This is a genomic window from Janthinobacterium sp. GL_088, assembly GCF_057837845.1.
This window is the reverse complement of record NZ_CM174453.1, coordinates 6,027,139-6,052,213: the sequence shown is the minus strand read 5'-3', so window position 1 is coordinate 6,052,213 and position 25,075 is coordinate 6,027,139. Positions and strand designations below refer to the sequence as shown.

At 62.4% G+C, this 25,075-nt stretch carries 19 protein-coding genes; 7 read left to right on the top strand and 12 right to left on the bottom strand.

Annotated elements, in window-relative coordinates; genetic code table 11:
- Window positions 1–180: 180 nt before the first annotated feature.
- Window positions 181–2,544, bottom strand: coding sequence for a DNA polymerase II (locus AC3IQ7_RS27015; RefSeq protein WP_489207809.1), 2,364 nt, complete (start codon window positions 2,542–2,544; stop codon window positions 181–183).
- A 133-nt stretch (window positions 2,545–2,677) separates the two neighbouring features.
- Between AC3IQ7_RS27015 and AC3IQ7_RS27010 the strand changes: the two genes are divergently transcribed.
- Window positions 2,678–4,357 carry an AMP-binding protein gene (locus AC3IQ7_RS27010; protein WP_489207808.1) on the top strand — a complete coding sequence of 560 codons (1,680 nt, stop codon included), beginning with the start codon at window positions 2,678–2,680 and terminating at the stop codon, window positions 4,355–4,357.
- Window positions 4,358–4,431: 74 nt separating this feature from the next.
- Here AC3IQ7_RS27010 and AC3IQ7_RS27005 read toward each other — a convergent pair whose 3' ends face one another.
- The 8 genes from AC3IQ7_RS27005 to hutC form a co-directional block, all read right to left on the bottom strand.
- A complete protein-coding gene (locus AC3IQ7_RS27005; RefSeq protein ID WP_099376416.1) occupies window positions 4,432–5,412 on the bottom strand; it encodes a choice-of-anchor A family protein in 981 nt (326 codons plus the stop codon).
- A gap of 198 nt (window positions 5,413–5,610) precedes the next feature.
- On the bottom strand, window positions 5,611–7,335 hold the full coding sequence (locus tag AC3IQ7_RS27000) for an ArnT family glycosyltransferase (RefSeq protein WP_489207807.1): 1,725 nt from the start codon (window positions 7,333–7,335) through the stop codon (window positions 5,611–5,613).
- 152 nt (window positions 7,336–7,487) lie between these two features.
- Window positions 7,488–7,757, bottom strand: coding sequence for a type B 50S ribosomal protein L31 (locus AC3IQ7_RS26995; protein WP_034746247.1), 270 nt, complete (start codon window positions 7,755–7,757; stop codon window positions 7,488–7,490).
- Between the two features lie 227 nt (window positions 7,758–7,984).
- On the bottom strand, window positions 7,985–9,247 hold the full coding sequence (gene rho / locus AC3IQ7_RS26990; protein ID WP_034746249.1) for a transcription termination factor Rho: 1,263 nt from the start codon (window positions 9,245–9,247) through the stop codon (window positions 7,985–7,987).
- Window positions 9,248–9,402: 155 nt separating this feature from the next.
- A complete protein-coding gene (gene trxA / locus AC3IQ7_RS26985) occupies window positions 9,403–9,729 on the bottom strand; it encodes a thioredoxin TrxA (protein WP_034780502.1) in 327 nt (108 codons plus the stop codon).
- A 302-nt stretch (window positions 9,730–10,031) separates the two neighbouring features.
- Window positions 10,032–10,490, bottom strand: coding sequence for a response regulator (locus AC3IQ7_RS26980; protein WP_099376684.1), 459 nt, complete (start codon window positions 10,488–10,490; stop codon window positions 10,032–10,034).
- Window positions 10,491–10,560: 70 nt separating this feature from the next.
- Window positions 10,561–13,884 carry a PAS domain S-box protein gene (locus AC3IQ7_RS26975; RefSeq protein WP_489207805.1) on the bottom strand — a complete coding sequence of 1,108 codons (3,324 nt, stop codon included), beginning with the start codon at window positions 13,882–13,884 and terminating at the stop codon, window positions 10,561–10,563.
- Between the two features lie 465 nt (window positions 13,885–14,349).
- Window positions 14,350–15,069 (bottom strand): histidine utilization transcriptional repressor HutC, encoded by a 720-nt coding sequence (hutC, locus tag AC3IQ7_RS26970; protein WP_077408630.1) that lies wholly within the window; start codon window positions 15,067–15,069, stop codon window positions 14,350–14,352.
- 179 nt (window positions 15,070–15,248) lie between these two features.
- Between hutC and ada the strand changes: the two genes are divergently transcribed.
- The 3 genes from ada (at window position 15,249) to AC3IQ7_RS26955 (ending at window position 18,718) form a co-directional block, all read left to right on the top strand.
- Complete coding sequence (gene ada, locus AC3IQ7_RS26965; protein ID WP_489207804.1) at window positions 15,249–16,304, top strand: bifunctional DNA-binding transcriptional regulator/O6-methylguanine-DNA methyltransferase Ada; 1,056 nt, start codon at window positions 15,249–15,251, stop codon at window positions 16,302–16,304.
- Complete coding sequence (locus AC3IQ7_RS26960) at window positions 16,301–16,990, top strand: 2OG-Fe(II) oxygenase (protein WP_489207803.1); 690 nt, start codon at window positions 16,301–16,303, stop codon at window positions 16,988–16,990. The genes ada and AC3IQ7_RS26960 overlap by 4 nt, the downstream gene beginning before the upstream one ends.
- A gap of 75 nt (window positions 16,991–17,065) precedes the next feature.
- Window positions 17,066–18,718, top strand: a complete 1,653-nt coding sequence (locus AC3IQ7_RS26955) for a mechanosensitive ion channel family protein (protein WP_489207802.1) — start codon at window positions 17,066–17,068, stop codon at window positions 18,716–18,718.
- A gap of 7 nt (window positions 18,719–18,725) precedes the next feature.
- Here AC3IQ7_RS26955 and AC3IQ7_RS26950 read toward each other — a convergent pair whose 3' ends face one another.
- Genes AC3IQ7_RS26950 through AC3IQ7_RS26940 form a run of 3 tightly spaced genes read right to left on the bottom strand, consistent with a single transcriptional unit; the run spans window position 18,726 to window position 20,776 of the window.
- Window positions 18,726–19,232 (bottom strand): hypothetical protein, encoded by a 507-nt coding sequence (locus tag AC3IQ7_RS26950; RefSeq protein ID WP_489207801.1) that lies wholly within the window; start codon window positions 19,230–19,232, stop codon window positions 18,726–18,728.
- Window positions 19,233–19,245: 13 nt separating this feature from the next.
- Entirely contained in the window at window positions 19,246–19,695 is a 450-nt protein-coding gene (locus AC3IQ7_RS26945) for a hypothetical protein (protein ID WP_489207800.1), read from the bottom strand.
- Window positions 19,696–19,705: 10 nt separating this feature from the next.
- On the bottom strand, window positions 19,706–20,776 hold the full coding sequence (locus AC3IQ7_RS26940; protein WP_489207799.1) for a hypothetical protein: 1,071 nt from the start codon (window positions 20,774–20,776) through the stop codon (window positions 19,706–19,708).
- A gap of 120 nt (window positions 20,777–20,896) precedes the next feature.
- Here AC3IQ7_RS26940 and AC3IQ7_RS26935 point away from each other — a divergent pair, with 120 nt between their 5' ends.
- The 3 genes from AC3IQ7_RS26935 (at window position 20,897) to hutU (ending at window position 25,074) form a co-directional block, all read left to right on the top strand.
- Window positions 20,897–21,511: a GNAT family N-acetyltransferase gene (locus tag AC3IQ7_RS26935; protein ID WP_489207798.1), complete on the top strand. Its 615-nt coding sequence runs from the start codon at window positions 20,897–20,899 to the stop codon at window positions 21,509–21,511.
- A 67-nt stretch (window positions 21,512–21,578) separates the two neighbouring features.
- Entirely contained in the window at window positions 21,579–23,252 is a 1,674-nt protein-coding gene (locus AC3IQ7_RS26930; protein WP_489207797.1) for an amidohydrolase, read from the top strand.
- Between the two features lie 118 nt (window positions 23,253–23,370).
- Window positions 23,371–25,074: a urocanate hydratase gene (gene hutU, locus AC3IQ7_RS26925; protein ID WP_489207796.1), complete on the top strand. Its 1,704-nt coding sequence runs from the start codon at window positions 23,371–23,373 to the stop codon at window positions 25,072–25,074.
- The last annotated feature ends 1 nt before the right edge of the window (window position 25,075 follow it).

Here is a 25,075-nt window from a genome sequence, read left to right as displayed (position 1 = left end):
TTCAGTGGGAAAAATCTTCTTGCGAACGATTCTCGTCTGGAATGGCATCTTCTTCTGCGGTGGAGCTCTTATTCTTTCGCCAAGGCGTATTTTACGCTGCCCCGGCGCACAGCGCCCGCGGACTGGCCCGGCAGGCGCCGATATTACCCCAGCTTGGCTGTGCCGGTCAGAAAAATTGATCTAAAACAAATCCTGCTGCCCCGAGACCAGGCGCGAAAAATCGTCGCCCAGGAAGGGCAGTATGGCGTCCGCCACGGGCTGCAGCTGGCGCGTCAGGTAGTGGTGGTAGTCGATGGGCGAGCGCTGCGTTTCCAGCGGCTCCGGCCCGGCCACCGTGATGACATAGCTGATCCAGCCGCCATTCTGGTATTGCAGCGGCCGGCCCTGCGCCAGATTGTAGGCGTCGGCCGTGCGCGCCGCGCGCACATGGGGCGGCACATTGCGCTGGTAGTCGTCGAGCGGACGGCGCAAGCGCTTGCGGTAGACCAACAAGGCATCGAATTCGCCGTGCACGGTGCGCGCCACATAGTCGCGCACATAGTCCTGGTAGGCGGCGCGCTGGAAGATGCGCAGGTACAAGGCTTGCTGGAATTGCTGCGCCAGCGGCGTCCAGTCACTGCGCACGGTTTCCAGGCCCTTGTAGACCATCTGTTCGCTGCCGTCGGGCTTGCCCACCAGGCCCGCGTAGCGTTTCTTGCTGCCTTCCTCCGAGCCGCGGATGGTGGGCATCAGGAAACGCCGGTAATGCGTCTCGAATTCCAGCTCCAGCGCATTTTCCAGGCCGAACTCCTCGCGCAGATAGGTATTCCACCAGGCATTCACATGCGCCACCAGGGCGCGGCCGATCTTGCCCGCCTCTTCATCCGTATGCGCCGTTTTGAGCCACACAAACGTGGAATCCGTGTCGCCATAGATCACTTGATACCCCTGTTCGGTGATCAGTTCGCGCGTGCAGTGCATGATGTCGTGGCCGCGCAAGGTGATCGACGAGGCCAGGCGCGGATCGAAAAAGCGGCAGCCGCTGGACCCGAGCACGCCATAAAACGCGTTCATGATGATTTTTAACGCTTGCGACAGCGGTGCATTGCGCTCGCGCTTGGCCATCTCGCGCCCTTGCCACACCTGTTCCACGATAGCCGGCAGGCAATGTTTCACACGCGAAAACTGCGCGCCCCGGTAGCCGGGCACGGTATCGGCTTCATCGCCGCTGGTGCCCACCACAAGCCCGACTGGGTCGATCAGGAAAGTGCGGATGATGGACGGGTACAGGCTTTTGTAGTCGAGCACGAGCACGGAATCGTACAAGCCCGACTGCGAATCCATGACGAAGCCGCCGGGGCTGTTTTCGCCGGAAATATCGCCTAGGTTGGGTGCCACGTAACCCTGCCGGTGCATCAGCGGCAAGTACAGGTGTTCGAACGCGGCCACGGACCCGCCGCTGCGGTCGGCCGCCAGGCCCGTCACGCTGGCCCGTTCCAGCAAGAAGGTCAGCAGCTCGGTTTTGGCAAAGATGCGCGTGACCAGTTCGCAATCCTTGAGGTTGTAGCGGGCCAGCGCGGGTTTGTCTTCGCGGAAACGCCGGTCGATCTCGGCCATGCGCTGATAGGGATTGTCGATGGACTTGCCTTCGCCCAAGAGCGTCTGCGCCACGTTTTCCAGGCTGAACGAGGAAAAATTCCACGTCGCCGACTTCAAGGCTTCGATGCCGTCGATGATCAGGCGTCCTGCGGCGGCCGCAAAATAGTGTTCTTGCTTGCCGCCATGTTCGCGCCATTCCATCACGGCGCCGCCGCGTCCCAGTTTCAACGGTACTTGATAGCGTTCGGCATGTTCCTTGAGCACGCGCAAGTCGAACTGCACCAGGTTCCAGCCGATGATGGCATCCGGATCGTGTCGCTCCATCCACGTATTCAGGCGTTCGAGGATCTGTGCGCGGCTGTCGCAGTATTCGAGGTCGAAATCCAAGGCGTCATCGCCACCGTTTGGCGGCCCCAGCATGTACACCTGGCGCTGGCCGCAGCCTTCCAGCGCCAGCGAATACAGCTCGCCATGCGCCGTCGTCTCGATATCGAGCGACACCAGTTTTAATGTGGGGCGATAGCCGGGTGCAGGTTTCAGCTGCACTTCCTGCAGTGTTTCTCCGCTGAACGTCACCGGCGCCGTGATGAAACGCTCCATCAGGTAGCGCTCGGGTGGGCGGATGTCGGCTTCGTACACGTCGATGCCGTGGGCGCGCAGTTGCTTTTCCAGCTTCAGCAAGTGCCGGTATTGCTTGCAGTACAGCCCCAGCACGGGGCGATGGTGGAAATCGCACAGCGACAGGGGACGCAGCTCCGCATGGCGCTCGCCGCGCAGCAGCTGTTGCGCCTGTTCCTGTTGCTCCATGGGAAGGAAGGCGACGGCCGTCTGCACGGGCAGGCGCACGTGGCGGGGCCCGGCATCCGTTGCCAGCCAGAAATCGACTTCCGTGCCGTCGCGCGTGTCGCGCCAGTGGCGGGTCAGGATGAAGCCCTGTTCGAGCGGGTGCTGCGTGGTGCCTGTCATGGTGCCGTGAGTGTCTGGTGTACTGGCCTGCACATTACAGCAAGCTGACCCAGGGCGGGGGCGGTTGCGGCTATAATTTTCTGCATCGAAGACGATAACAAGAGCGCGTCGCGCCACACACCCTGGAGACAGCATGCAAGCAATGAGTTATGTACACGGCGCCCACGAGACGCCGTTGATCGGTGCTACCATCGGCGCCTACCTGGACGGCATCGCCGCCCGCTACGGCCAGCACGACGCCCTGATCGTCGCGCACCAGAACGTGCGTTGGACGTATCTGGAGTTCCAGCAACGCGTGCACCGCCTGGCCGCCGGCTTGCTGAAACTGGGCTTGCAGCCGGGCGACCGGGTCGGCATCTGGTCGCAAAACTGCGCCGAATGGGTGCTGACGCAGTTTGCCACGGCGAAAGCCGGCTTGATCATGGTCAACATCAACCCCGCCTACCGGCGCTCCGAACTCGAATACGTGCTCGACAAGGTGCAATGCAGCGCGCTGATCCTGTCGCCCAGCTTCAAGTCCAGCGATTACCTGGCCATCGTGCAAGACGTGGTGCCGGAAATCGCCCGTTCGCGCGCGGGCGCCCTGCAGTCGCCGCGCCTGCCGCAATTGCGCCACGTCATCCGCCTGGGTGCGGCCGCCACGCCAGGCATGCACAACTTCGACGCCCTGATGGATGGCATTGCCGATACCGACCTGGCGCATCTGGCCGAAGTGAGCGCTACCTTGCAGTTTGACGACGCCGTCAACATTCAGTTCACGTCCGGCACCACGGGCGCGCCGAAAGGCGCCACCTTGACGCATCACAATATCCTGAATAACGGTTTCTTCATCGGCGAAGCCATGCGCCTCACCGAACAGGACCGCTTGTGCATCCCCGTGCCCCTGTACCACTGCTTCGGCATGGTGCTGGGCAACCTGGCCTGCGTCACGCATGGTGCGGCCATGGTGTTTCCCGGCGAAGGCTTCGATCCGAAAGCCGTGCTGGAAACCGTGCAGGCCGAACGCTGCACGGGGCTGCACGGCGTGCCGACCATGTTCATCGCCATCCTCGACCATCCTGACTTCAAGCAATACGATCTGTCCCAGTTGCGCACCGGTATCATGGCCGGTTCGCCATGCCCGATGGAAGTCATGACGCGGGTCATCGAATTGATGCACATGGCGGAAATCACGATTGCGTATGGCATGACGGAAACGTCGCCCGTCAGCTTCCAGACGGCGATCGAGGATCCGCGCGAAATGCGCGTGTCGTCCATCGGCCGTGTCCACCCGCACCTGGAAGTGAAAATCATCGATGCGGAAGGGCGCATCGTGCCGCGCGGCGAGAAGGGCGAATTGCTCACGCGCGGCTATTCCGTGATGCAGGGCTACTGGGGCGACCCGGAAAAGACCAGCGAAGCCATCGATGCGGCGCGCTGGATGCACACGGGCGACCTGGCCGTCATCGACGCCAACGGTTTTTGCAGCATCGTCGGCCGCTCGAAAGACATGGTGATACGCGGCGGCGAAAATATCTATCCGCGCGAAGTCGAGGAATTCCTGTACCGCCACCCGAGCGTGCTCGACGTGCAATGCGTGGGCGTGCCCGATGCCAAATATGGCGAAGAGTTGTGCGCCTGTATCATCCTGCGTCCGGGCACGCAGGCCACCAGCGACGACATCCGCGCCTTTTGCGATGGGCAGATCGCCTATTACAAGATTCCCCGCTATGTGCGTTTCGTCGAGGAATTCCCCATGACGGTGACGGGCAAGATCCAGAAATACCTGTTGCGCAAGCAGGTGGCGACGGACCTGGGCTTGAGCGCGGACTAAATTTTTCGCCAGCCCATAAAAAAACACCGGGACGCTCGCGCGGCCCGGTGTCTTGCATTGATTCAGCGTAAAGCTTAAGCCATCGCGACTTGTGGTGCGCGCGCTGGCGTGCGGCGGCGCACGAAGGCGAGCAGGCCCAGGCCGGCCAGCAGCATGGCGTAGGTGCCTGGTTCCGGCACGGCCGAGACGCTGACCGTGTTGAAGCCTGCGCCGTTCATCGAGACATGGCCATAATTGACCGAGCTGACCGAATTGGCGATCAACGTGCCGTTCATGCTGCCCGAACCGGAAAACGCGCTGTTCGGTGCCAGGATGCTGCCGTTGATGCCGACGTTGTTCAGGTTGGTGGTGGTGGCATTGGCGAAGTTGAGCAGCGTACGGTCGGCGAAGCTGCCGAAATTGTCGAAGCCGCCGCTCATGGTGATGTTGGTGGCCGTGCCATTGATGATGATGCTGGCCGTGCTTTTCAGCGACGATACGTCCAGGGTCAGGTTATGCAGGTCGTTCGCCGCGATGGTGAAGACGTTGACGTCGGCGTTGACATCGCCGACCAGCTTGAAGCCGCCGTATTGCGAGATCACGGTGCCGTTCGATTGCAGCTTGGCCACATCGCCCGACAGGGTCGTCAGTTGCTGCTGGGCAGCTGCGAAGTCCAGAGTGGAAGCATTGCCCTTGCTGAAGGTGCCCGTTGGGTACCACGATGGCGCCGTTACGCTGCCGTTGGCATTGCTCACGCCATACACGCCCGTACCGTTGATGGTGCCGCTACCGATGTTCAGGTTGTTACCTGCGACCAAGGTGTTGACGGCGCTGCCCGGCTTCTTGTTCGAGCCGACGCTGTAGCTGTCCAGGTAGATATTGCCGCCAGCAGCCAGGCTGCCGCCGACGCTGGTGAAGCCACTGGCGTTGCTGCTGCCGATGTTGCCGAAGATAAAAGCCGAGTAGCCGTTGGCGACGCCGAGGTCAATCACGGTCGCCTGGGCCGAGGCGCTGAAGGAGAAGGCGAACAGGGCGGCGCTGATGAGCGGCAAGGTGCGGGCAGTAAATAATTTCATGGACAATCTCATGGTGAATGGGGGGACGAATAGGGCGGGAAAGCAAGACACCGCCATCGCGCAAGCCATCATTATAATCTAAAAAACAATTCTAGTTCAATTTATATAATTAACTATATTTAAAAGCAACACTTTTGCCGCTTTCGAAGTTTGCTTTGCGGGTAAGAAAAAACCGGGACAGGCCCGGTTTTTTGTGTGTTACCTGACGCGCTGGTACAGGCGGAAGCGTTCCACGTCATCCGTGGGACGGCGCCCTTCCCACAGCTTGATCCAGTCCGCCCCGTGGTGCTCGGGCAGTTGTTCCTTGCTGTCGGGAACCTTGATGCTGTCTTGCAACAGGAACACCTCGCATTGCTGCTGCCCCACCTTGGCAAACGGCAAGTGGCCGAAGTAGGCGAACGAGGCGCGCTGGGCGGCGCCGACGTTGCTGTTGATGCACTTGCTGCCTGGCGGCAGGTGGATGGAAATCTGGTGCGCCACGCTGGCGTAGCTCTTGCTGTAGTTCAGCGGCGGCAGGAACAAGGTCATGATCAGCACCCAGATCAGGATCAGGCCGCCGGACGACAGCACCACGGCGCGCCACAGCACGGCCGGCTGGCGCGAGATGCGCCAGTGCACCAGCGCCACCCAGCCTGCGCTGGCGCAGGCTGCCACGAAAAAGGCCAGCAAGTCCAGCTCGGGCTTGAAACCTGGCATCAGTTTCAGGGCATTGTGCGACAGTTTTGGCGGCCAGCCCGTCAGGATGGCGAACCAGAACAGCCACAGCGCGAGGGCGCAGATGGTCAGCACCATCACGGAGAACCAGTCGATGGCGTTGATGGCGCCCCGTTTCATCGTCAGCAGGCCGAACGCGGCCATCACGGCCAGCGGCGGCAGCAGCGGCAGCAGCTGGCTCGGGTCGGGATCGGGATGGCACAGGCCCAGGATGGCCAGCATGGCAACAAAGGTCAGCGGCACGACGATGTGCAGCACGTGGTGCTGACGGCGCCAGGCATACACGGCCCAGGCGGCGAACGGCCACGCGGGCCAGAAGAACCAGATGCCGACACGCAAGAAATACTGCACGCTTTTCAGGCTTGGGGCGCTGAACTGGCGGCAATTCCATTCCATCCACGCTTGCAGCGGCGAGTGGCCGTACGGCCGCAGCCATTCGCCCGGCAGCAGCCAGACGAGGGTCAGCGCGACGCCGATCAATATGGCCAGCGCCAGGTGGCGTATGCTGCGCAGCAAGGGCAGGCGCAGGAAGATGGTGCACAGCAGCAAGGCGATGCTCAGTGCCGCCGGCGTGATCCAGCCGCGCGCCAGGGTCAGGCCGCCCATCGCCAGGCCCAGCAGGGCCGCATTGCGCACGGACGGGCCTTCCATGTAGCGCACGGCGCGGTACAGCAGATAGGCCATCAGGGACACGTACAGCGCTTCGGCCGTGATGTCGTGGCTGTGCTGCAGCAGGCCCAGGCAACCCAGGTAGATGAGCACGGCGGCATCGGCCAGGGTGCGGCCGAAGTCGTCCGGCTCGGGCTGGCCGCCGAAGGCCAGGCGCAAAGGCTGGGCGTCGTTGCGGCGGCCCAGGTTGAAAGCGGTGTACCAGACGGACAGGGTGCTGACGACGAAGATGCCGATGGTCGACATGCGCGCGCCAAAGACGTCGCCGTCGATCCAGCCGAACAGCTTGATGAAAATGGCGCCCAGCCAGAAGGCCAGCGGGCCTTCATCGGGCAGCGACAGGCCGGCCACGTTGGGCCACAGCCAGTCGTTCAGGCCGCCATGCGCCATGGTCCACATGATGCCGAAACTGGCGGCATCATCGTTCTTCCACGGTTCGCGGCCGATCAGGCCAGGCAGGATGTACAGCAGGCCAAGCGCAAACAAGGCCCATCGTGGCAGCGCGAGTGTGGCAGCGGCAGGAAGGCGGACTGGCTTCATCGATAATCGGTATCAGAATAGTGGCAAGACGCGACGAATGGCGTCGGGTATGCGCGAGTATAAAGTAAAGCGGCCAAAGACAAAAAAGGCAGCCGTAGCTGCCTTTTCTCTGGTAGCCGAAGCTGCCCTTTTTTGCCGCAAAGCGGCAAAAATCAGCCTGCTGCGACTGCGGTTTTCGAACCAACCGAACCGAACTTCTGACGGAACTTCTCGACGCGACCAGCGGTATCGACGATTTTGTGCTTGCCCGTGAAGAATGGGTGCGATTCAGCCGAAACCTCGATCTTCACCAGTGGGTATTCTTTACCGTCGTGGGTGATTTTTTCGCGGGTTTGGATGGTCGAGCGGGTGACGAATTTGAAATCGCACGACAGATCGTGGAAAACAACTTCGCGGTATTCTGGATGGGTATCGACTTTCATGGTCTTCTCTCTAGTTTGGTAGCCAAACAGCACTTCGTCGGTCGTCCTGCTTCTTGACCCGATTGCCGATCACTTGCCAGGGTTTAAAATAATGCAACCGTCGATTATATAGCGCTTTCGGGCAGACGGCAATAAAAAAGCCGCTCAATGAGCGGCCTTGCGGGATGATCAGCGGACGGCTGGGGTCAGACGGGGTCGCCTAGACCCGCCGGGTCTGACCCCTAAAATCAGCCGCCGCGGCGCATCATGTCGAAGAACTCGGCGTTGTTCTTCGTGGCTTTCATCTTGTCGAGAATGAACTCCATCGCCTCGATCTCGTCCATCGAGTACAGCAACTTGCGCAGGATCCAGATTTTTTGCAGTTCGTTCGGCTTGATCAGCAGCTCTTCGCGGCGGGTACCCGATTTGTTCAGGTTGATTGCCGGGTAGACGCGTTTTTCGGCCAGACGGCGTTCCAGATGCACTTCCATGTTGCCGGTACCCTTGAATTCTTCAAAGATCACGTCATCCATGCGCGAACCCGTTTCGATCAGCGCCGTGGCGATGATGGTCAGCGAGCCGCCTTCTTCGATATTGCGCGCGGCGCCGAAGAAGCGTTTTGGACGTTGCAGCGCGTTCGCGTCGACACCACCGGTCAGGACCTTGCCCGAGGCAGGGATGACGGTGTTGTAGGCGCGTGCCAGACGGGTGATCGAGTCGAGCAGGATGACCACGTCTTTTTTCATTTCGACCAGGCGCTTGGCTTTTTCCAGCACCATCTCGGCCACTTGCACGTGGCGCGTGGCCGGTTCGTCGAAGGTCGAGGCGACGACTTCGCCGCGCACGGAGCGTTGCATTTCGGTAACTTCTTCCGGACGTTCGTCGATCAGCAGCACGATCAGGGTGATGTCCGGGTGGTTGGCCGTGATCGCATGCGCGATGTGCTGCAGGATCACGGATTTACCGGATTTCGGCGATGCCACCAGCAAGCCGCGCTGGCCTTTGCCGATCGGGGCGATCAGGTCGATGATGCGGCCGGTGATGTTTTCCTGGCCATTCATTTCACGTTCCAGGCGCAGCGGCTCGTTCGGGTGCAGCGGCGTCAGGTTTTCAAACAGGATGCGGTGTTTCGACATCTCCGGCGATTCGCCGTTGACCTTGTCGACTTTGACCAATGCGAAATAGCGTTCGCCATCTTTCGGGGTCCGTACCTCGCCTTCGATCGAATCGCCGGTGTGCAGATTGAAGCGGCGGATTTGCGAAGGGGAGATGTAAATGTCGTCGGTGGACGCCATGTAGCTGGCGTCGGGCGAGCGCAGGAAGCCGAAGCCGTCAGGCAGCACTTCCAGGGCGCCGTCGCCAAAAATCTGTTCGCCGGACTTGGCGCGTTTTTTCAGGATAGCGAACATCAGCTCCTGTTTGCGCAAGCGGGCTGCGTTGTCAATGTCAAGACCGATCGCCATCTCAAGCAGGGCGGATACGTGTAGGGCCTTTAGTTCGGATAAATGCATATGTGTTGAGTGTCCCGAGACGGGATGTAAAGGTAGGGGAGGGGACTGCGTGGCGTTGATTAATTATTGGGGAAGGCTGTGCACGAATGAGGCAAAGCCGCTTCCCGGACGTTCCAGTCAGGCGGCGCTGCGGGCGCAGCGCTGCCTATCATACATTAAATGTTGCTGTCGACGAAAGCGGTCAACTGGCCCTTGGCCATGGCGCCCACTTTTTGAGCAGCCGCAACACCATCCTTGAACAGGATCAGGGTCGGGATGCCGCGGATGCCGAACTTGGCAGGCACTGCCTGGTTGGCGTCCACGTCCATCTTGGCGATCTGGATGCGGCCGGCGTATTCCTTGGCCACTTCTTCCAGGATCGGGGCGATGGCCTTGCAGGGACCGCACCATTCTGCCCAGAAGTCGACCAGTACTGGCAACTCGGATTTCAGGACGTCTGCTTCAAAAGATGCATCGCTAATGTGTTTGATATTTTCGCTCATATTTTCCTCAAATGAGGGTGGGATCAATAATGCCTGGAATTAACCATACGCTGGTTCGCCATCCATGCTTCCTGGAATGCAGTGAGAAGATGGGGACAATGGGCACGACTTCAATGTCTTGGAAGGTGCGACCAGAGGTATGCAGGCGGGGATGGCTGAAATAATAACCCATTTTTTCAAAGCGTGGCGATTATTGCAGAAAAACTTGAGGCATATCGTCCCCATGCGTGCCGGCAGGGCGGCAAAGCCGCATGCCTGCTGGCCTGCAGCGCCGTGTCCGCCCTCCCGTCCGGCCTGCGCGCTCAGGCTTGTACGCTGGCCTGACGCGCCGTGTGCTGCAGTTGCAAGTTCACCATCAGCTGCAATTCCGCGCTTTCCATCGGCTTGCGGAAGGTGCCCAATATATGCAGGCCGTTGGCCATGGCCAGACGTTCGGCCGCCAGGCGCACGGCCGAATGCAGGCCCGACAACAGGACCACGCCGCCGCGGAAGCCGTTTTCCGCCGCCATGCGCAAAAATTCGATGCCGTCGATGTCAGGCATGGACAGGTCGCAGATCAGCAGGTCGGGCTGGTGCTGCTTCAGGGTCGACAGCGCCTGTTCGCTGTGCGATTCGCAGCGAATGTCGAACTGGCCCATTTGCTCGAGCATGTCGCTGAGCACGTCGAGCATGAAAACGTCGTCGTCCAGCAGCAGCACGCGCAATGGCGCCAGGCCTGCTTCGTTGTGTTCCCGGCTTGCTTGGTTTGATACAGTGTTCATCGTCATGTCTTTCTGTTGATATGCATCGCTGTCGATGCCGATACCTTGCCGCAACCCAATTTGGCGATAGCTAATCGTCATTGGCAAAGCTGGTGTTATTCATGATTTGTTCGGTAATCTGTTCCAGCAGGGGCCACAGGCGCGTGACGATGTGCCGTGCCCGCTCTGCTTCGTCGTCCGGTTCGCCCGGCGCCAGGGTTTCCAGGTTGTGGCACAGCTCGGCCAGCCCCAGGGCGCCCACGGTGCGCGCCGACGACTTGATGCGGTGCCCCAGTTCGCGCACCTGGTGCACGTCGCCGCGCGCCAGGGCCGCATCGATGTCGCCAAAGCCATCCTGCGTGGTCTGCAGGAACTTGAAGGCGAACTTGCGCACTTTTTCCGGGTTGTAGCCCAGCAACTTGGCCAGGATGGACAGGTCGATCACTTGCGGGTCGCCTGCCAAGGTGGTCTTGAAGGCGGGCGCGGCGCGGCTGCGCGCCGGTGGCGGCGGCGTTTCGTGTGCCGGCAGCCAGCTGGCGATGGTCTGGTACATCATGGCTGGCTGGATGGGCTTGGAAATGAAATCGTCCATGCCCGCCTCCAGGCAGCGCACGCGGTCTTCGCTGGTGGCCGTGGCCGTCATGGCCAGCACGCGCAGGTGCGCCAGCTGCGGGTCGGCGCGGATGTGGCGCGTCGCCTGCAAGCCATCCATCAGCGGCATCTGCACGTCCATCAGCACGCAGTCGAACTGGGTCTGGCGCAGCAGGTCGAGCGCTTCTTCGCCATTGTTGGCCAGGCAGACGGAGGCGCCCGCTTCCTCCAGCAATTCCAGCGCCACTTGCTGGTTGAACGTATTGTCTTCCACCAGCAGGATGCGCGCATGCTTGAGCGTGCGCATCACCAGGGCCGCGTCGGCGCTGGCGCGCATGGCGGCCGCCGTCTGCACCATGCTGTCGAGCATGGCGGGCGCGGCCTGGTCGGAAATGCCCAGGTTGGCCGTGAACCAGAAGGTGCTGCCGGCGCCGGGACGGCTGTCGACTCCCACGTCGCCGCCCATCAGCTGCGCCAGCTGCTTGCAGATGGCCAGGCCCAGGCCCGTGCCGCCATATTCGCGCGTGGTGGAGGTGTCGGCTTGCTGGAAGGACTGGAAGAGTTTGCTCATTTCATCCTGCGACAGGCCGATGCCGTGGTCGCACACTTCAAAGCGCACCAGGCAGTGTTTCGCGTCCGCCACCACCCTGCGCACTTTCACGGTAATGCTGCCCTGTTCGCTGAACTTGATGGCGTTATTGGCGTAGTTGATCAGCACTTGCCCCAGGCGCAGCGGGTCGCCCACCAGCACGGCGGGCAATTGCGGGTCGATTTCGAACAGCAGTTCCAGGTTCTTGCCGGCGGCGCGCGGCGCCACCACCGTCATCAGGGTTTGCACGACGTGGTCGAAACTGAAGTTGACGTGCTCGATTTCCAGCTTGCCCGCCTCGATTTTCGAGATGTCGAGAATATCGTCGATGATGCCCAGCAAGTGCTCGCCGGCAAAGCGGATTTTTTCCAGGTAGTCGCGCTGGCGCGGCTCCAGGTCCGTCTTCAGGGCCAGATAGGCCATGCCGATCACGCCATTCATCGGCGTGCGGATTTCATGGCTCATGTTGGCCAGGAATTGTCCCTTCGCCAGGCTCGCTTCTTCGGCCACCTGCTTGGCCTGGTCCAGCTGCTCCGTGCGCTGCGCCACGCGCTCTTCCAGATGTTCATTGAGCTCGCGCAAGGCGCTCTCGCTGCGCTTGTGATACGTGATGTCCGTCAGGCTGGCCACCACCATGCCCACCTTGCCATATTCATCGCGGATGGCCTCGGTATTCACGGATAGCCACGACAGGCTGCCGTCGGGTTGCTGCACACCCATCAGCACGTCGCGCATGGCTTCGCCCGTCGACAGGGTGATGTGCACGGGATGGCTGCGCTGGTCGAAGGCGGAACCGTCTTCCCGGATGGCTTGCCACAGGCTGTTGCCGGCCGGACTGGCCGCCAGCATGCGCTCGGCGGCGGCATTGCTTTCCAGGATGTGGCCGTGGCTGTCCTGCACCACCAGGCCATTCGTCACGGCGCCGAACACGGAGGCCATGCGCTGGCTTGAGTTCGACAGCGCGATCGACGCCTGGCGCCGTTCCGTGATGTCGGTGATCATCGCCAGGGTGCCGCCCGGTTCGCCGTTGTCCGACTGGATGCTGGTGCTCGACAGCAAGCCCCACAGGCTGGACTGATCCTTGCGGAAGAAGCGGAAATCGACCTGGTCCGGCTGGCTGGCCAGGCTGCCGTGGCTGGCCAGCCGGCGCTGCATCAGCAACTGGCTGTCGCGGTCCATGAAATCGAGCAGGGGACGGCCCAGCATTTCCTGTACCGTGTAACCGAGCATGTGCGCCATCTTCGGGTTGACGAAGGTGGTCTTGCCGTTCGCATCCGTCATCCAGATGCCTTCGGCGGCCGTCTGCACGATCAGGCGGTAGCGTTCCGAACTGGCGTGCAGCGCTTCCTCGGCGCGTTGCCGCTGCGTCATGTCGCGCAGCGAGACGATGGAAAACACTTGCCCTGCCATGCGCAGCGGCGACAGGCTGACCTTGGCGGGGAAGTGCGTGCCGTCGCGGCGGCGCGCCATCATTACCCGGCCTGGCAGGCTGTGCCGCCCTTGCGGGTCGCTCACGGAGTGGCTGGTCGTGCTTTCCGGTACCAATTGCTCCAGCGACATGCCCGTCAATTCGGCCAGCGGATAGCCGAAACAGCGCGCGCCGATCTGGTTGGCGTAATGCACCTTGCCCTCGACGTCGGCCACCAGCATGGCTTCGGGGGCCGCTTCCAGCATCGAGCGCATGCGCGCTTGCTCGTCCTGCTTGCGTTCGCTGATATCGCAGACGATGCCGCTGGCCTGCGTGGCGGCGCCATCCGAGGCGCGCGACAGGACGGCACCGCGCGCCAGCAGCCAGCGCCAGTGGCCGTCGCTGTGGCGCAAACGGAATTCGCAATTGAAGGTGCCGGGTGTCTGGCCCTCCAGATGCTGGCGAAATGCAAGGCTCAGGCGCGCGCGGTCGTCGCGGTGGACTTCGGCCAGCCAGTCGGCCAGTGCATGGTCGAGCCTGGCATGCTTGTCGCCCAGGACGTCCTGGTACTGGGGCGCGAACTGCAGCCGGTCGGACTGGCGCCGCCAGGTCCAGCCGGCCATGGTGGCGCCGCGCAAGGCTTGCACGGCATCCTGTTCGGCCTGGGCCTGCGCGGGTTGGGGTTGGCGGTGCAACTGCTGGCGCAAGCGCCAGGCTTGCCAGCAAGCCAGTCCCGCCAGGGCGGTGGCGCTGGCGGCAGCATACGGCCACAGCAATGCCGGCGCCATGCCGTGCGCCGCCGCCTGCACCGGTAGCGAAAGCACCATGCCTGCCGCCAGCATCGTACGCGCGAGCCGGCGCAGCGCAGGGCGCCGTGGGCGTGGTGCGCCGAAACTCGTATGGCTGCAATACGACAAATGCATCCCTTTCTGGGGCGTGATTGGACTAGGCTGGCAGTACATGAGGCGCGCTCAAATAAACGCCTGCGGCGCTTTCTGGCGGCAACTATAGCATCGAATATTTACTCGGAGTATTTAAGTTCAGAAACGGCCCAAACGGGATTTTTTTCGCCCCGAAATGGCTGTTTTTTTCGCGATTTGGTGAGAATTCGTGAGAAAGTTTGCGCGAAATCGTGCTACGGAATCCAGCGATCTGTAGAGCACCTGATAAAACCGTAGCGAGCGGCAGCGAGGCTCGGCGCCCCCTTGTGTCCGAGACGCGCAGCTGTGCTGAAGCACAGCGAGCATCACAGGCCGCAAAGCGCGACGCGCAGTAGGTTTTTCCAGGTGTTCTTAGGTAAAGCTGCCGGCGAACTGATAGCGGTGTCCGGGATGCCACATGGTGGCGATCGAGGCGATCTTGCCGCCCGAGCGCGTCTGGCGGCGCAGCACCAGGCAAGGCTGTTTGGTGTCGATGGCCAGCATTTCGGCGATGTCGCGCGGCGCCGACAGCGCTTCGATGCTGTAGGTGGCGCCTTGCAGGGGCGCGGCGGCCATCAGGTATTCGTTCGGCGTGATGCTGGAAAAATCCTGCGTCATGTAGTCGGGCGCGCATTCGGGATTGACCCAGCGGTCTTCCACCTGGATCGGCACGCCGTTTTCAAAATGCACGATCAGAGAATGAAACAGCGGGTGTTCCGGCGGCAGGCCGAATTGCTTGGCCAGCAAGTCGGAGGCCTTGGTACGTTCCAGCAATTGCAGGCTGCTGCGGTGGATATGTCCGCGCGCCCGCACTTCATCGGCGATACTCTTGATTTCCAACAAGGTCGCCTGGTATTTTTGCTGCGCCACGTAGGTGCCGGAACCCTGGCGTCGCGTCAACACTTGCTCGCTGGTCAGTTCGCGCACGGCACGGTTGACCGTCATGCGCGAGACGCCGAATTGCTTTACCAATGCTTGCTCGGAGGGAATCACGTCGCCTTCCTTCCAGCGTCCGGCGGCGATGCCGGCCAGCAGAAAATCCTTGATGCGCTGGAAAATGGGCGTATTTTCTTGTGTAGTGTGGTCGTCCAATGCGGTTTCTCCGGGGCACGGGCAGGGCGCGCCGCCGGCTGGAGGCGCGATGGCCGATTTTAGCACCGAGCACGATGCCTGCCGCCAGCCTTTTTGAATTCAAAAGCAAGCGCCGGAGTGTGGCGCGCATGGGCGCTGGCTATGCTGGTGACTTGTTATTGACTTGTACGGAGTTCGCCATGGAACACGCTTACCTGACCGACGATGAACGCTGGGATGCCCTGCAGCGGCGCGCGCCCGACGCTGACGGCGTCTTTTACTATTCGGTGCGCACGACGGGCGTGTATTGCCGGCCATCCTGCGCCGCGCGTCCCGCCTTGCGCCGCAACGTGGCTTTCCACGCCAGTTGCGAGCAGGCGGAAGCGGCCGGCTTTCGTCCCTGCCTGCGCTGCAAGCCGAACCTGCCGCCTCTGGCCCAGCGCCAGGCGGCCATCGTGGCCGACATCTGCCGTTTGATCGACGCCAGCGACGAGCTGCCTGACCTGGACAGCCTTGCCAGGGCCGCCGGCATGAGCCGCTTTCACTTTCACCGCGTCTTCAAGGCGCACACGGGCATCACGCCGAAAGCGTACGCGGCGGCGCGGCGCGGCGAGCGCCTGAAGGCTGGCTTGCAGGGCGCGGGCAACGTCACGGAAACGCTATATGCGGCCGGCTTCAATTCCAGCGGCCGCCTGTATGCCGCCACGCCGGGCTTGCTGGGCATGACGCCGGGCGCCTTTCGCGCCGGCGGCAGCGGCGCCGTGATCCGCTTTGCCATCGGCGCCTGCTCGCTGGGCGCCATCCTCGTGGCCAGCACGGACAAGGGCATTTGCGCGATTCTGATCGATGACGACCCGGAAGTGCTGCTGCGCGACTTGCAGGACCGTTTTCCGCAAGCCGAGCTGCGCGGTGCGGAGCTCGAGTATGAACAGACGGTGGCGCAAGTGGTCGGCCTGGTCGAGGCGCCCGCTATCGGCCTGGACTTGCCGCTCGACGTGCGTGGCACGGTGTTCCAGCAGCGCGTGTGGCAAGCTTTGCGCGAGATTCCCGCCGGCAGCACGGTCAGCTATGCCGAGCTGGCGCGGCGCATCGGCGCCCCGCAAGGCGCGCGCGCCGTAGCCGGTGCCTGCGCGGCGAACGCGCTGGCCGTCGCCATTCCCTGCCACCGCGTGGTGCGCAACGATGGCGCGCTGTCCGGCTACCGCTGGGGCGTGGAACGCAAGCAGGCGCTGCTGCAACGCGAGGGCGAACGATGAGGGCGCTGGATTGGCAGCAGATCGAGGATGATCTCAATCAATACGGCTGCGCCGTCATGCCGGGCTTGCTGGATGCGGACGCCTGCGTGGTGCTGGCGGCGCAGTATGACGACGCGTCGCGTTTTCGCAGCAAGGTAGTGATGCAGCGCCATGGCTTTGGACAGGGCGAATACCAGTATTTCGCCCATCCGCTGCCTGACCTGGTGGCCGCGTTGCGCATGGGCTTGTATTCCCCCTTGGCGGTCATCTCCAACCGCTGGCACGCCAGCATGGGCCTCGCTAGCCGCTTTCCGTCCAGTCACGCCGATTTCCTCGCGCGCTGCCATGCTGCCGGGCAAAACCGGCCCACGCCCCTGCTGTTGCGCTACCGCGAGGGTGACTACAACTGCCTGCATCAGGACCTGTATGGCGAGCACGTGTTTCCGCTGCAACTGGCCGTGCTGCTGTCGCGCCCGCAAGACGATTTCACGGGCGGCGAGTTCGTGCTGACGGAGCAGCGCCCGCGCATGCAGTCGCGCGCCGAGGTCGTGCCGCTGGCGCAGGGCGACGCCGTCCTCTTTCCCGTCGCGCAGCGTCCCGTCAACGGCACGCGCGGCAGTTACCGCGTGAACATGCGCCACGGCGTGTCGCGTTTGCGTTCGGGCTTGCGCCATACCCTGGGCATCATTTTTCATGATGCGAGCTGAACGGTAGTTGCGGCGCTTGAGTTTCCAGGATTACATGGCATGATGGCTGCTCCTTGTCACTCTTTCTTTTCTGCCATGTCCGCGTTGCTCCGCCTGTTATGCCTGTTGACCATGTTTTTGCTGCCCGCAGCCCATGCGGACGAGGGCGTGCCCGCGCTCGTTGCGGAGGCCGCGTCCGCCGTGGCGCCGTCGCAGCTTGCGGCCAGGACGGCGCCGCTGATGTTTGCCAACCGCAAGGTATTTGTCTTCCGCGCCGCGCTGGCCGGCTATCCGCCCGATGAACGCGCCGTTGGCGCGCAGCGCCGCCTGGAAGGCGTGCTGGCGAAGAATGGCCCCCTGCAGACGAGCACGCGCATGATTCCCGAAGGCACGCAAGTGCTGCTCGATGGCGTGCAACTGTTCGTCGTCGTGCCCGGCGACGTCAACCAGTTGGCCGGCGACACGACAGAAAGCGTGGCGAAAACGGCGGCCGGCGAGTTGAGCAAGGCCGTACTCGACTATCGCGAGCAGAGCAGCTGGCGCTACCTGGCGATCGCCGCCGCCGTGTGCGCTGCCGCCACCCTCGTGTTCTGGCTGGTGTGGCTGGGCTTGACGCGCTTTTACCGCTGGGCCAAGCGCCGCAGCGGCATCCTGCTGGCCTCGCGCCTGCGCGACGTGCGCCTGAAAAACGTGCGTGTGCTCGACGCGGAGCACTACATCGCCTTCGCCTATCAACTGCTGAGCGCGGTGCTGTGGGGCTTGCGTCTGATGGCTACGTATCTGTGGGCCGCCTTCGTGCTGGGCCGCCTGCCCTACACGCGTTCCTGGGGCGAAAGCCTGAGCGGTTATCTGTTCGACGTGGCGGCCGATGTCTTCCACGCCATCATCGGCGCCTTGCCGGGACTGGTGCTGGTCTGCGTCATCTTCGCCATCGCGCGCCTGATCGCGGCCACGGCCGCCTCGCTGTTCAAGCGCGTGGAAAGCGGAGAATTGCAAATCGGCTGGCTGGACAAGGACACGGCCCTGCCCACGCGCCGCATCGCCAGCGTGGTGATCTGGCTGTTCGCGCTGGCCATGGCGTACCCGTATCTGCCCGGCTCGCACACGGCCGCCTTCCAGGGCCTGTCCGTGCTGGTGGGGCTGATGGTGTCGATCGGCGCGTCGAGCATCGTGGGCCAGGGCGCCAGCGGCCTGATCCTGATGTACACGCGCGCCCTGCGCAAGGGCGAATATGTGCGCGTGGGCGACAGCGAAGGCACGGTGGTCGACGTGGGCATGTTCGAGACGCGCCTGCGCACGGGACTGGGCGAAGAGGTCGCCTTGCCGAACGCCTGGGTCATGTCGCAAACGACAAAGAATTATTCGCGCGCCCAGCCCGGCGGCGGCTTCGTGCTCGACTCCACCGTCACCATCGGCTACGCCACGCCATGGCGGCAAGTGCACGCCATGCTGGAACTGGCCGCCTCGCGCACGCCGGAACTGTCGACCACGCCAAAACCGTACGTGATGCAGCTGGCCCTGCAGGATTACTACGTGCAATACCGCCTCGTCGCCTACGCCAGCGCCGAAGTCCCCCGCCAGCGCGCCGAAGTGCTGAACCGCTTGCACCAGAACATCATCGACGTCTTCAACGAATTCGACGTGCAGATTACGTCGCCGCACTACATCGATGATCCGAAAGAGTCGCAGGTGGTACCGCCGGAGCAGTGGTTCAGGGCGCCGGCGAAGCGGGGGGAGGAAGATAAATAACGTCGAATTATGGGTGTGATAGATGGGATGGACAGATTTCAGTGCGCCACTCCTGCATGTCGCTGCTAAAAGGCATGACTTGCTGACCGCCAGCAGCCGTAGCTTTCACGCAGAATTTTCCTTGATAGCCATAGGTTGGATCGGATGGATCTTTGGGGCGGCCATTCAGGAATACGCTATAGAAATGTCCGGGTATCAGCTTTCCAGCGCGTATGCCCGTCGCACCGGTAGGCACGTTTCCATAGCGGATGCATGTGCTGGCACGGATGGATAAGGGCATGTCTGGCGGTAGGGAGAACCCCCATACTTCCTTTACCGGTTGCACGGACATGTCAGAAACCATGAGTGCGCCAAGAAATGGCAGGCCATTGCGTGCCTCTTCTTTTTTTGTAATGGAGAAGCAGGGCATGCCGTTGACAGAGTGAATGAGGGCATCAGCGATGCGCGACCACGCCGAGGCATCGATAGCCGTCAGGGTGGCAAGCAGGAATAGCAGCGTGTGACGATATGGCATGGCGACCCTCGCACTATCTGATGAGCGAATGTTCTGGACAGATTTCATCTATCCAGGCTTGGCTATCGCTGTCGATACGGAGAATTTTTCGCTCCCCGGAGATGCCGGTGATTAAGCAAAATTTCCCCACGTAACCGCGAGTAGGGTCCGATGGATCGGCTGGCCCACCGTTCAGAAAGACGTCATACATGCGCCCCGTTTTCAGTGGCGGGGCTTTGGGTGGTTTGACCTCTGCTGTTGCTGGTGCAACTCCATACAGAAGACAGAACTTGGCATGCACAGGAATAGTCGCTGCGCCCGGTAAAAGAAAAGACCATACTTTGACTGCTGGCTTGACGGATACATCTGTCAGTACGACCGCACTAATCTGCGGAACCCCGTTACGCGCTTCTTCCTTTTCAGAAATAGAGAAACAGGGAGTGCCATTTTTTAGCTGTACTTCCGCGTATGCCATGCGGGACATGCCGAAAGCGTCATGGTATGTCAAACAAAGGCTCATGCTCAGCATTACGGCCAGGCAGATTTGCCTTGCTTTTCCTATCTTTAAAAAACTCATGTAGTACCTCTTCATAAAGTTTTAGTGAGTGTTGATATTTAGGTTGACGCATTGCGTCTGGATCTTTTAAGTACTTCAATGTGTGATAGTCGGCGAGCAGATCACCCTGGGCTTCCATGTTGTAGTCTGATAATTTTTTCTTCGGAAGTAGCACATACTTGTAATCCAAACCTAGCCTGACAAGTCCCCGTATCGCTACTGGATAATTCAATTGATGCTGCCAAACATGCACCATTTCATGCATGAACCAGTTTTTTGGCCTTGGTTTCTCCTTTGAGAAGTCCTTTCGGAATTCCGACTCATGAAAATACATCTCCCCATCCGGTGTCATGGCCACATTTTTGGGCTGCAAGCCAAACCATAGATACGGCTCCCCATGCACCTTGACCTTGTCGTAGTCGATCGCATCCTGGAACAGCATCCACGCCATGTCGATCTCGCCCTTGGTCAGCGGGCGAACCTTGTCCTTCACTTTGACCTGTTTCACGGACGAACCGACATCCTTGTCGGTCGTCTTGATGCCTTCCAGCTGAATGACCTTGACCGCAGGCGCAGCGTGTTTTGGCGCGGCGGCGCAGCATGGTGATTTATCCGCGTGCGGCAGGAATTCGGCCTGGATGATTTGCGCTTCCTGCTTGCTGGCCACGCGCCCCGTGCGTCCCCTGGCATCCGTCGTCCCCGTCCACGTTTCGCCATTGCTCAAGGTGAGCCGGTAGTCGGCGTGCGCCAGCGGCACCTTGTTTTGCGAGACGAATTCCAGCTGCTCGTCATAGCCGCAGCACCAGCACTCGTCGGGCTGACCGGCCAGGCGGTGCAGTTCGCAGCCGCTTGTCGCGTTGCGCAGGGTGGCGCCCAGCACGGGCTGGCCACCGGCGCTGAAGGTGACGATCATGCTGTCGAAGCGCGCGCCCAGGCTGCTCTTCTGGTGCGCCACGAGCTTGAAGAACACGTCGCACGCGGTGGTGCTGATGACATGGTGCCTGGCCATGGGGTATTCCACCTGAAAACCTCAGCGTAGACCTGTGGAGCCTTGCAAGTATTGACTGGGCGCAAGGCCTGCGCGCTTGCGTTAAGATGCCGGGCGTTTCAATGAGAAGAAAGAGTCCCCATGTCCAGTCCATCCAACATCGAATCCTCCCGCACCGCCCGCAGCTTGGCCGCCGCCCTGGTCGGCGATCCGTTCTACCGCACCGTCACGGTGGCGTGCGGCGACGACGAGGCGGCGCGGCACGCCATGCTGGAAGCCTACTTCGCGCTGGCGCTGGCCGAGGGGTGGCAGGCGGGGCGCGTCGATATGGCGGATGACGCGGGCAATGGCGCCGCCATCTGGACGACGGATACGCCGGCGGCCGTGCGCCAGGCCGCGTATGCGCAACGCGAAGCCGCCTTGCACGCGTTGCTGGGGGAGCGCGGTTTCGCGCATTTCACGGCCATCGTCGGGAATATGGAGCTCGCGCTGGCGCCGCACGGGTTGCAGGACGCCTGGTATCTGTCGATCGCCGGCATCGCTCCGGCCGCGCAAGGGCAGGGGCTGGGTGCGTCCGTGCTGGCGCCGGGCCTGGCGGCCGTCGATGCGGCCGGCGCCGCGTGCTTCCTGGAGACGTATAACGAACGCAGCCTGCCGTTCTATGCCCGCCTGGGCTTCGTGGTGGCGGGGCGGTACGCGGAAGCTGTCACGGGCTGCGATTACTGGCTGATGGTAAGGGAGCCTCACGCTGCCTGATTGACCATTTTGCCAATTTCTATACACTCGTCTTTTCATTCATTCACTAAAAGACCTGGAGATGGAAATGCCGACCCTGCCCTTGCGCCGTACCCTGCTCACGCTCGCCTGCCTGGGCGCCCTTGGCCACGTGCATGCCGACACGGTCATCCATAATGCCAACGGTTACACGCTCAACGCAGCCGGCAAGGTGGTGCGCTTCAAGGCGCTGGCCTTTGACGACGCTGGCAAACTGCTTGCCGTCGGCAGCGCCGCGCAAGTGAAACGCAAGGCGGCCAAGGGCGCGACCCACGTCGACGTACAGGGAAAAACCGTGCTGCCTGGCCTGATCGACGCGCACGGCCACGTGTTCGGCCTGGGGACGATCGCCAGCGGCGTGATGTTGTACGGTTCGTCCTCGCTGCCGGCCGCCGTGCAGACCGTGGGCGACTTCGCGCGCGCGCATCCGGATCGCAGCTGGGTCGTCGGCAATGGCTGGAACCAGGAAATCTGGAAGCTGGGGCGCTTTCCCACGGCTTTGGAACTCGATGCGGCGGAAAGCGCGCGGCCTGTGTGGCTGCGCCGGGTCGATGGCCACGCGGGCTGGGCCAACAGCCGCGCGCTGGCGCTGGCCGGCATCACGCGCGCCACGCCAGATCCGGCGGGCGGCAAGATCGAACGCGATGCGGACGGCAATGCCACCGGCGTGCTGGTCGACAATGCCATGGACTTGATGGACGCCGTGCTGCCCAAGCCCGGCGACGTGGAAAACCGCGCCGCCCTCGATGGCGCGCTGGCGCAGCTGTCGCAGGTTGGCCTGACCAGCGTGCACGATGCGGGCATCGGCCAGATGCAGGACCGGCTGTTCCGCGACTATGCGGACCACGGCAAGCTGACGGTGCGCGTGTACGGCATGATTGCCGACACGACGGACGACTTTGACGCGCTGGCGAAAAACGGTCCCTTAAATAGTTATGCGCGCGACCTGTACGCCCTGCGCGCCGTGAAACTGCTGTCCGACGGCGCCCTGGGTAGCCGCGGCGCGGCCCTGCTGGCGCCGTACAGCGACGATCCGTCCACCAGCGGCCTGCTGTTCTTCAAAGATGACGCCATGCGCGCAAAAATGGAAAAAGCCATGCGCGCCGGCTACCAGGTGAATGTGCACGCCATCGGCGACGCGGGCAACCATCAGATTCTCGACGGCTATGCCGCCTTGACCGCGCAGTACCGCAGCGTGGGCCTGCGCCACCGCATGGAGCATGCGCAGGTGGTGAAACTGAGCGACATCCCCCGTTTCAAGAGCCTTGGCATCGTGCCGTCGATGCAGCCGACACACGCTACCTCGGACCAGAACATGGCGGAGCAGCGCGTGGGCCACGAGCGCATCAAGGGCGCGTATGCGTGGCGCACCTTCCTCCAGCAAGGTTCTCGCATCGCCTGCGGATCGGACTTTCCCATCGAGTCGCCGAACCCGTTCGAAGGCATCCACGCGGCCGTCACGCGGCAAAACAGCGAGGGGTTCCCGGCCGGCGGCTGGTATCCGCAGCAAGCGATGACGGTGACGGAGGCGCTGCGCTGTTTCACCCTCGACGCGGCGTGGGCGGCGCACCAGGAAAAGGTCATCGGCACCCTGGAAGCGGGCAAATGGGCGGATTTCATCGTCGTCGACCAGGACCTGTTTACCGTCGCGCCAGCAGCCATCGGCAAGACGCAGGTGTTGCAAACGTGGGTGGCGGGCAAGCGCGTGTTCGAGAAAAAGTAGACTGTTTTCGCTTGCAAAAATCTGTTGACTTGGTTGTATAGACAACCTATGCTGGGAGCACCAGAGCGGGCCACGTAGTGGGCCAAGTATGCCCGCTCGCACCCTACGAGGAGACAGCATGAACAGCACAATGGACACCGATCCACGCTTTGATGCCAGCCGTACCATCCGCGCCCCGCGCGGTACGGTCATGGCTTGCAAGAGTTGGCAGGCCGAGGCGGCCTACCGCATGTTGCAAAATAACCTGGACCCGGAAGTGGCGGAAAATCCGCAGCACCTGGTCGTCTACGGCGGCATCGGCCGCGCGGCCCGCAACTGGGCCTGTTTCGACCAGATCCTCGCCTCGCTGCGCGAACTGGAAGACGACCAGACCTTGCTCATCCAGTCCGGCAAGCCGGTGGGCGTGTTCCAGACCCACGCGGACGCGCCGCGCGTGCTGATCGCCAATTCCAACCTGGTGCCGAAATGGGCCAACTGGGAACACTTCAACGAACTCGATCGCCAGGGCCTGTTCATGTACGGCCAGATGACGGCCGGCAGCTGGATCTATATCGGCACGCAGGGTATCGTGCAGGGCACGTATGAAACCTTCGCCGAAGCGGGCCGCCAGCATTTCGGCGGCGACTGGGGCGGGCGCTGGATATTGACGGCGGGCCTGGGCGGCATGGGCGGCGCGCAGCCGCTGGCCGCCACCATGGCGGGCGCCGTCTCGCTCAATATCGAATGCCAGCAAAGCAGTATCGACTTCCGACTGCGCACGCGCTACCTGGACAAGCAGGCGGCCAGCCTGGATGAAGCCCTGGAACTGGTCAAATATCACACCGAACGCAAGGAAGCCATTTCCATTGGCTTGCTGGGCAACGCGGCCGAAGTGCTGCCGGAACTGGTGCGCCGCGCGAAAGCGGGCGGCCTGGTGCCGGACCTGGTGACGGACCAGACGTCCGCGCATGACCTGGTCAACGGCTACCTGCCGCGCGGCTGGAGCGTGTCGGACTGGAAGGCGGCGCAGCAAGACCCGCAGCGCCATGCGCGCTTGACGGTGGCGGCCTCTGACTCTTGCGCCGCCCACGTGCAGGCCATGCTCGATTTCCACGCCATGGGCGTGCACACCGTCGATTACGGCAACAACATCCGCCAGGTGGCGTTCGACCAGGGCGTGCAGAATGCCTTCGATTTCCCCGGTTTCGTGCCCGCGTATATCCGCCCGCAGTTCTGCGAGGGCCGTGGCCCGTTCCGCTGGGTGGCCCTGTCGGGGGATCCGGAAGACATCTATAAAACGGATGCGAAGATCAAGGAGCTGTTCCCGCACCACACGCAGGTGCACCACTGGCTGGACATGGCGCGCGAGCGCATCGCCTTCCAGGGCCTGCCGGCGCGCATCTGCTGGCTGGGACTGGGCGAGCGCCACATCGCCGGCCTGGCCTTCAACGAGATGGTGCGCACGGGCGAACTGAAGGCGCCCATCGTCATCGGCCGCGACCACCTGGACACGGGTTCCGTCGCCAGCCCGAACCGCGAGACGGAAAGCATGAAGGATGGCACGGACGCCGTCTCCGACTGGCCGCTGCTGAACGCCATGCTGAACACGGCCGGCGGCGCCACCTGGGTCTCGCTGCACCATGGCGGCGGCGTGGGAATGGGGTATTCTCAGCATGCGGGCATGGTCATCGTGGCCGACGGCACGGAAAGCGCGGCGAAACGCCTGGCCAGGGTGCTGGTCAACGACAGCGGTTCGGGCGTGATGCGTCATGCCGATGCCGGCTACGAAACAGCGGCCGCCTGCGCCAAGCGCAACGGCCTGATTCTTCCCATGCTTCCTTGAG

Coding starts and splice junctions, on each gene's coding strand:
- AC3IQ7_RS27010 (WP_489207808.1), top strand. CDS start 2,678: ATGCAAGCAATGAGTTATGTACACGGCGCCCACGAGACGCCGTTGATC.
- hutU (WP_489207796.1), top strand. CDS start 23,371: ATGAACAGCACAATGGACACCGATCCACGCTTTGATGCCAGCCGTACC.
- AC3IQ7_RS26940 (WP_489207799.1), bottom strand. CDS start 20,776: ATGGCCAGGCACCATGTCATCAGCACCACCGCGTGCGACGTGTTCTTC.
- AC3IQ7_RS26930 (WP_489207797.1), top strand. CDS start 21,579: ATGCCGACCCTGCCCTTGCGCCGTACCCTGCTCACGCTCGCCTGCCTG.
- AC3IQ7_RS27005 (WP_099376416.1), bottom strand. CDS start 5,412: ATGAAATTATTTACTGCCCGCACCTTGCCGCTCATCAGCGCCGCCCTG.
- AC3IQ7_RS26955 (WP_489207802.1), top strand. CDS start 17,066: ATGTCCGCGTTGCTCCGCCTGTTATGCCTGTTGACCATGTTTTTGCTG.
- rho (WP_034746249.1), bottom strand. CDS start 9,247: ATGCATTTATCCGAACTAAAGGCCCTACACGTATCCGCCCTGCTTGAG.
- trxA (WP_034780502.1), bottom strand. CDS start 9,729: ATGAGCGAAAATATCAAACACATTAGCGATGCATCTTTTGAAGCAGAC.
- AC3IQ7_RS26950 (WP_489207801.1), bottom strand. CDS start 19,232: ATGCCATATCGTCACACGCTGCTATTCCTGCTTGCCACCCTGACGGCT.
- AC3IQ7_RS26945 (WP_489207800.1), bottom strand. CDS start 19,695: ATGTCCCGCATGGCATACGCGGAAGTACAGCTAAAAAATGGCACTCCC.
- AC3IQ7_RS26975 (WP_489207805.1), bottom strand. CDS start 13,884: ATGGTGCTTTCGCTACCGGTGCAGGCGGCGGCGCACGGCATGGCGCCG.
- ada (WP_489207804.1), top strand. CDS start 15,249: ATGGAACACGCTTACCTGACCGACGATGAACGCTGGGATGCCCTGCAG.
- AC3IQ7_RS26935 (WP_489207798.1), top strand. CDS start 20,897: ATGTCCAGTCCATCCAACATCGAATCCTCCCGCACCGCCCGCAGCTTG.
- AC3IQ7_RS26995 (WP_034746247.1), bottom strand. CDS start 7,757: ATGAAAGTCGATACCCATCCAGAATACCGCGAAGTTGTTTTCCACGAT.
- AC3IQ7_RS27000 (WP_489207807.1), bottom strand. CDS start 7,335: ATGAAGCCAGTCCGCCTTCCTGCCGCTGCCACACTCGCGCTGCCACGA.
- AC3IQ7_RS26960 (WP_489207803.1), top strand. CDS start 16,301: ATGAGGGCGCTGGATTGGCAGCAGATCGAGGATGATCTCAATCAATAC.
- AC3IQ7_RS26980 (WP_099376684.1), bottom strand. CDS start 10,490: ATGAACACTGTATCAAACCAAGCAAGCCGGGAACACAACGAAGCAGGC.
- AC3IQ7_RS27015 (WP_489207809.1), bottom strand. CDS start 2,544: ATGACAGGCACCACGCAGCACCCGCTCGAACAGGGCTTCATCCTGACC.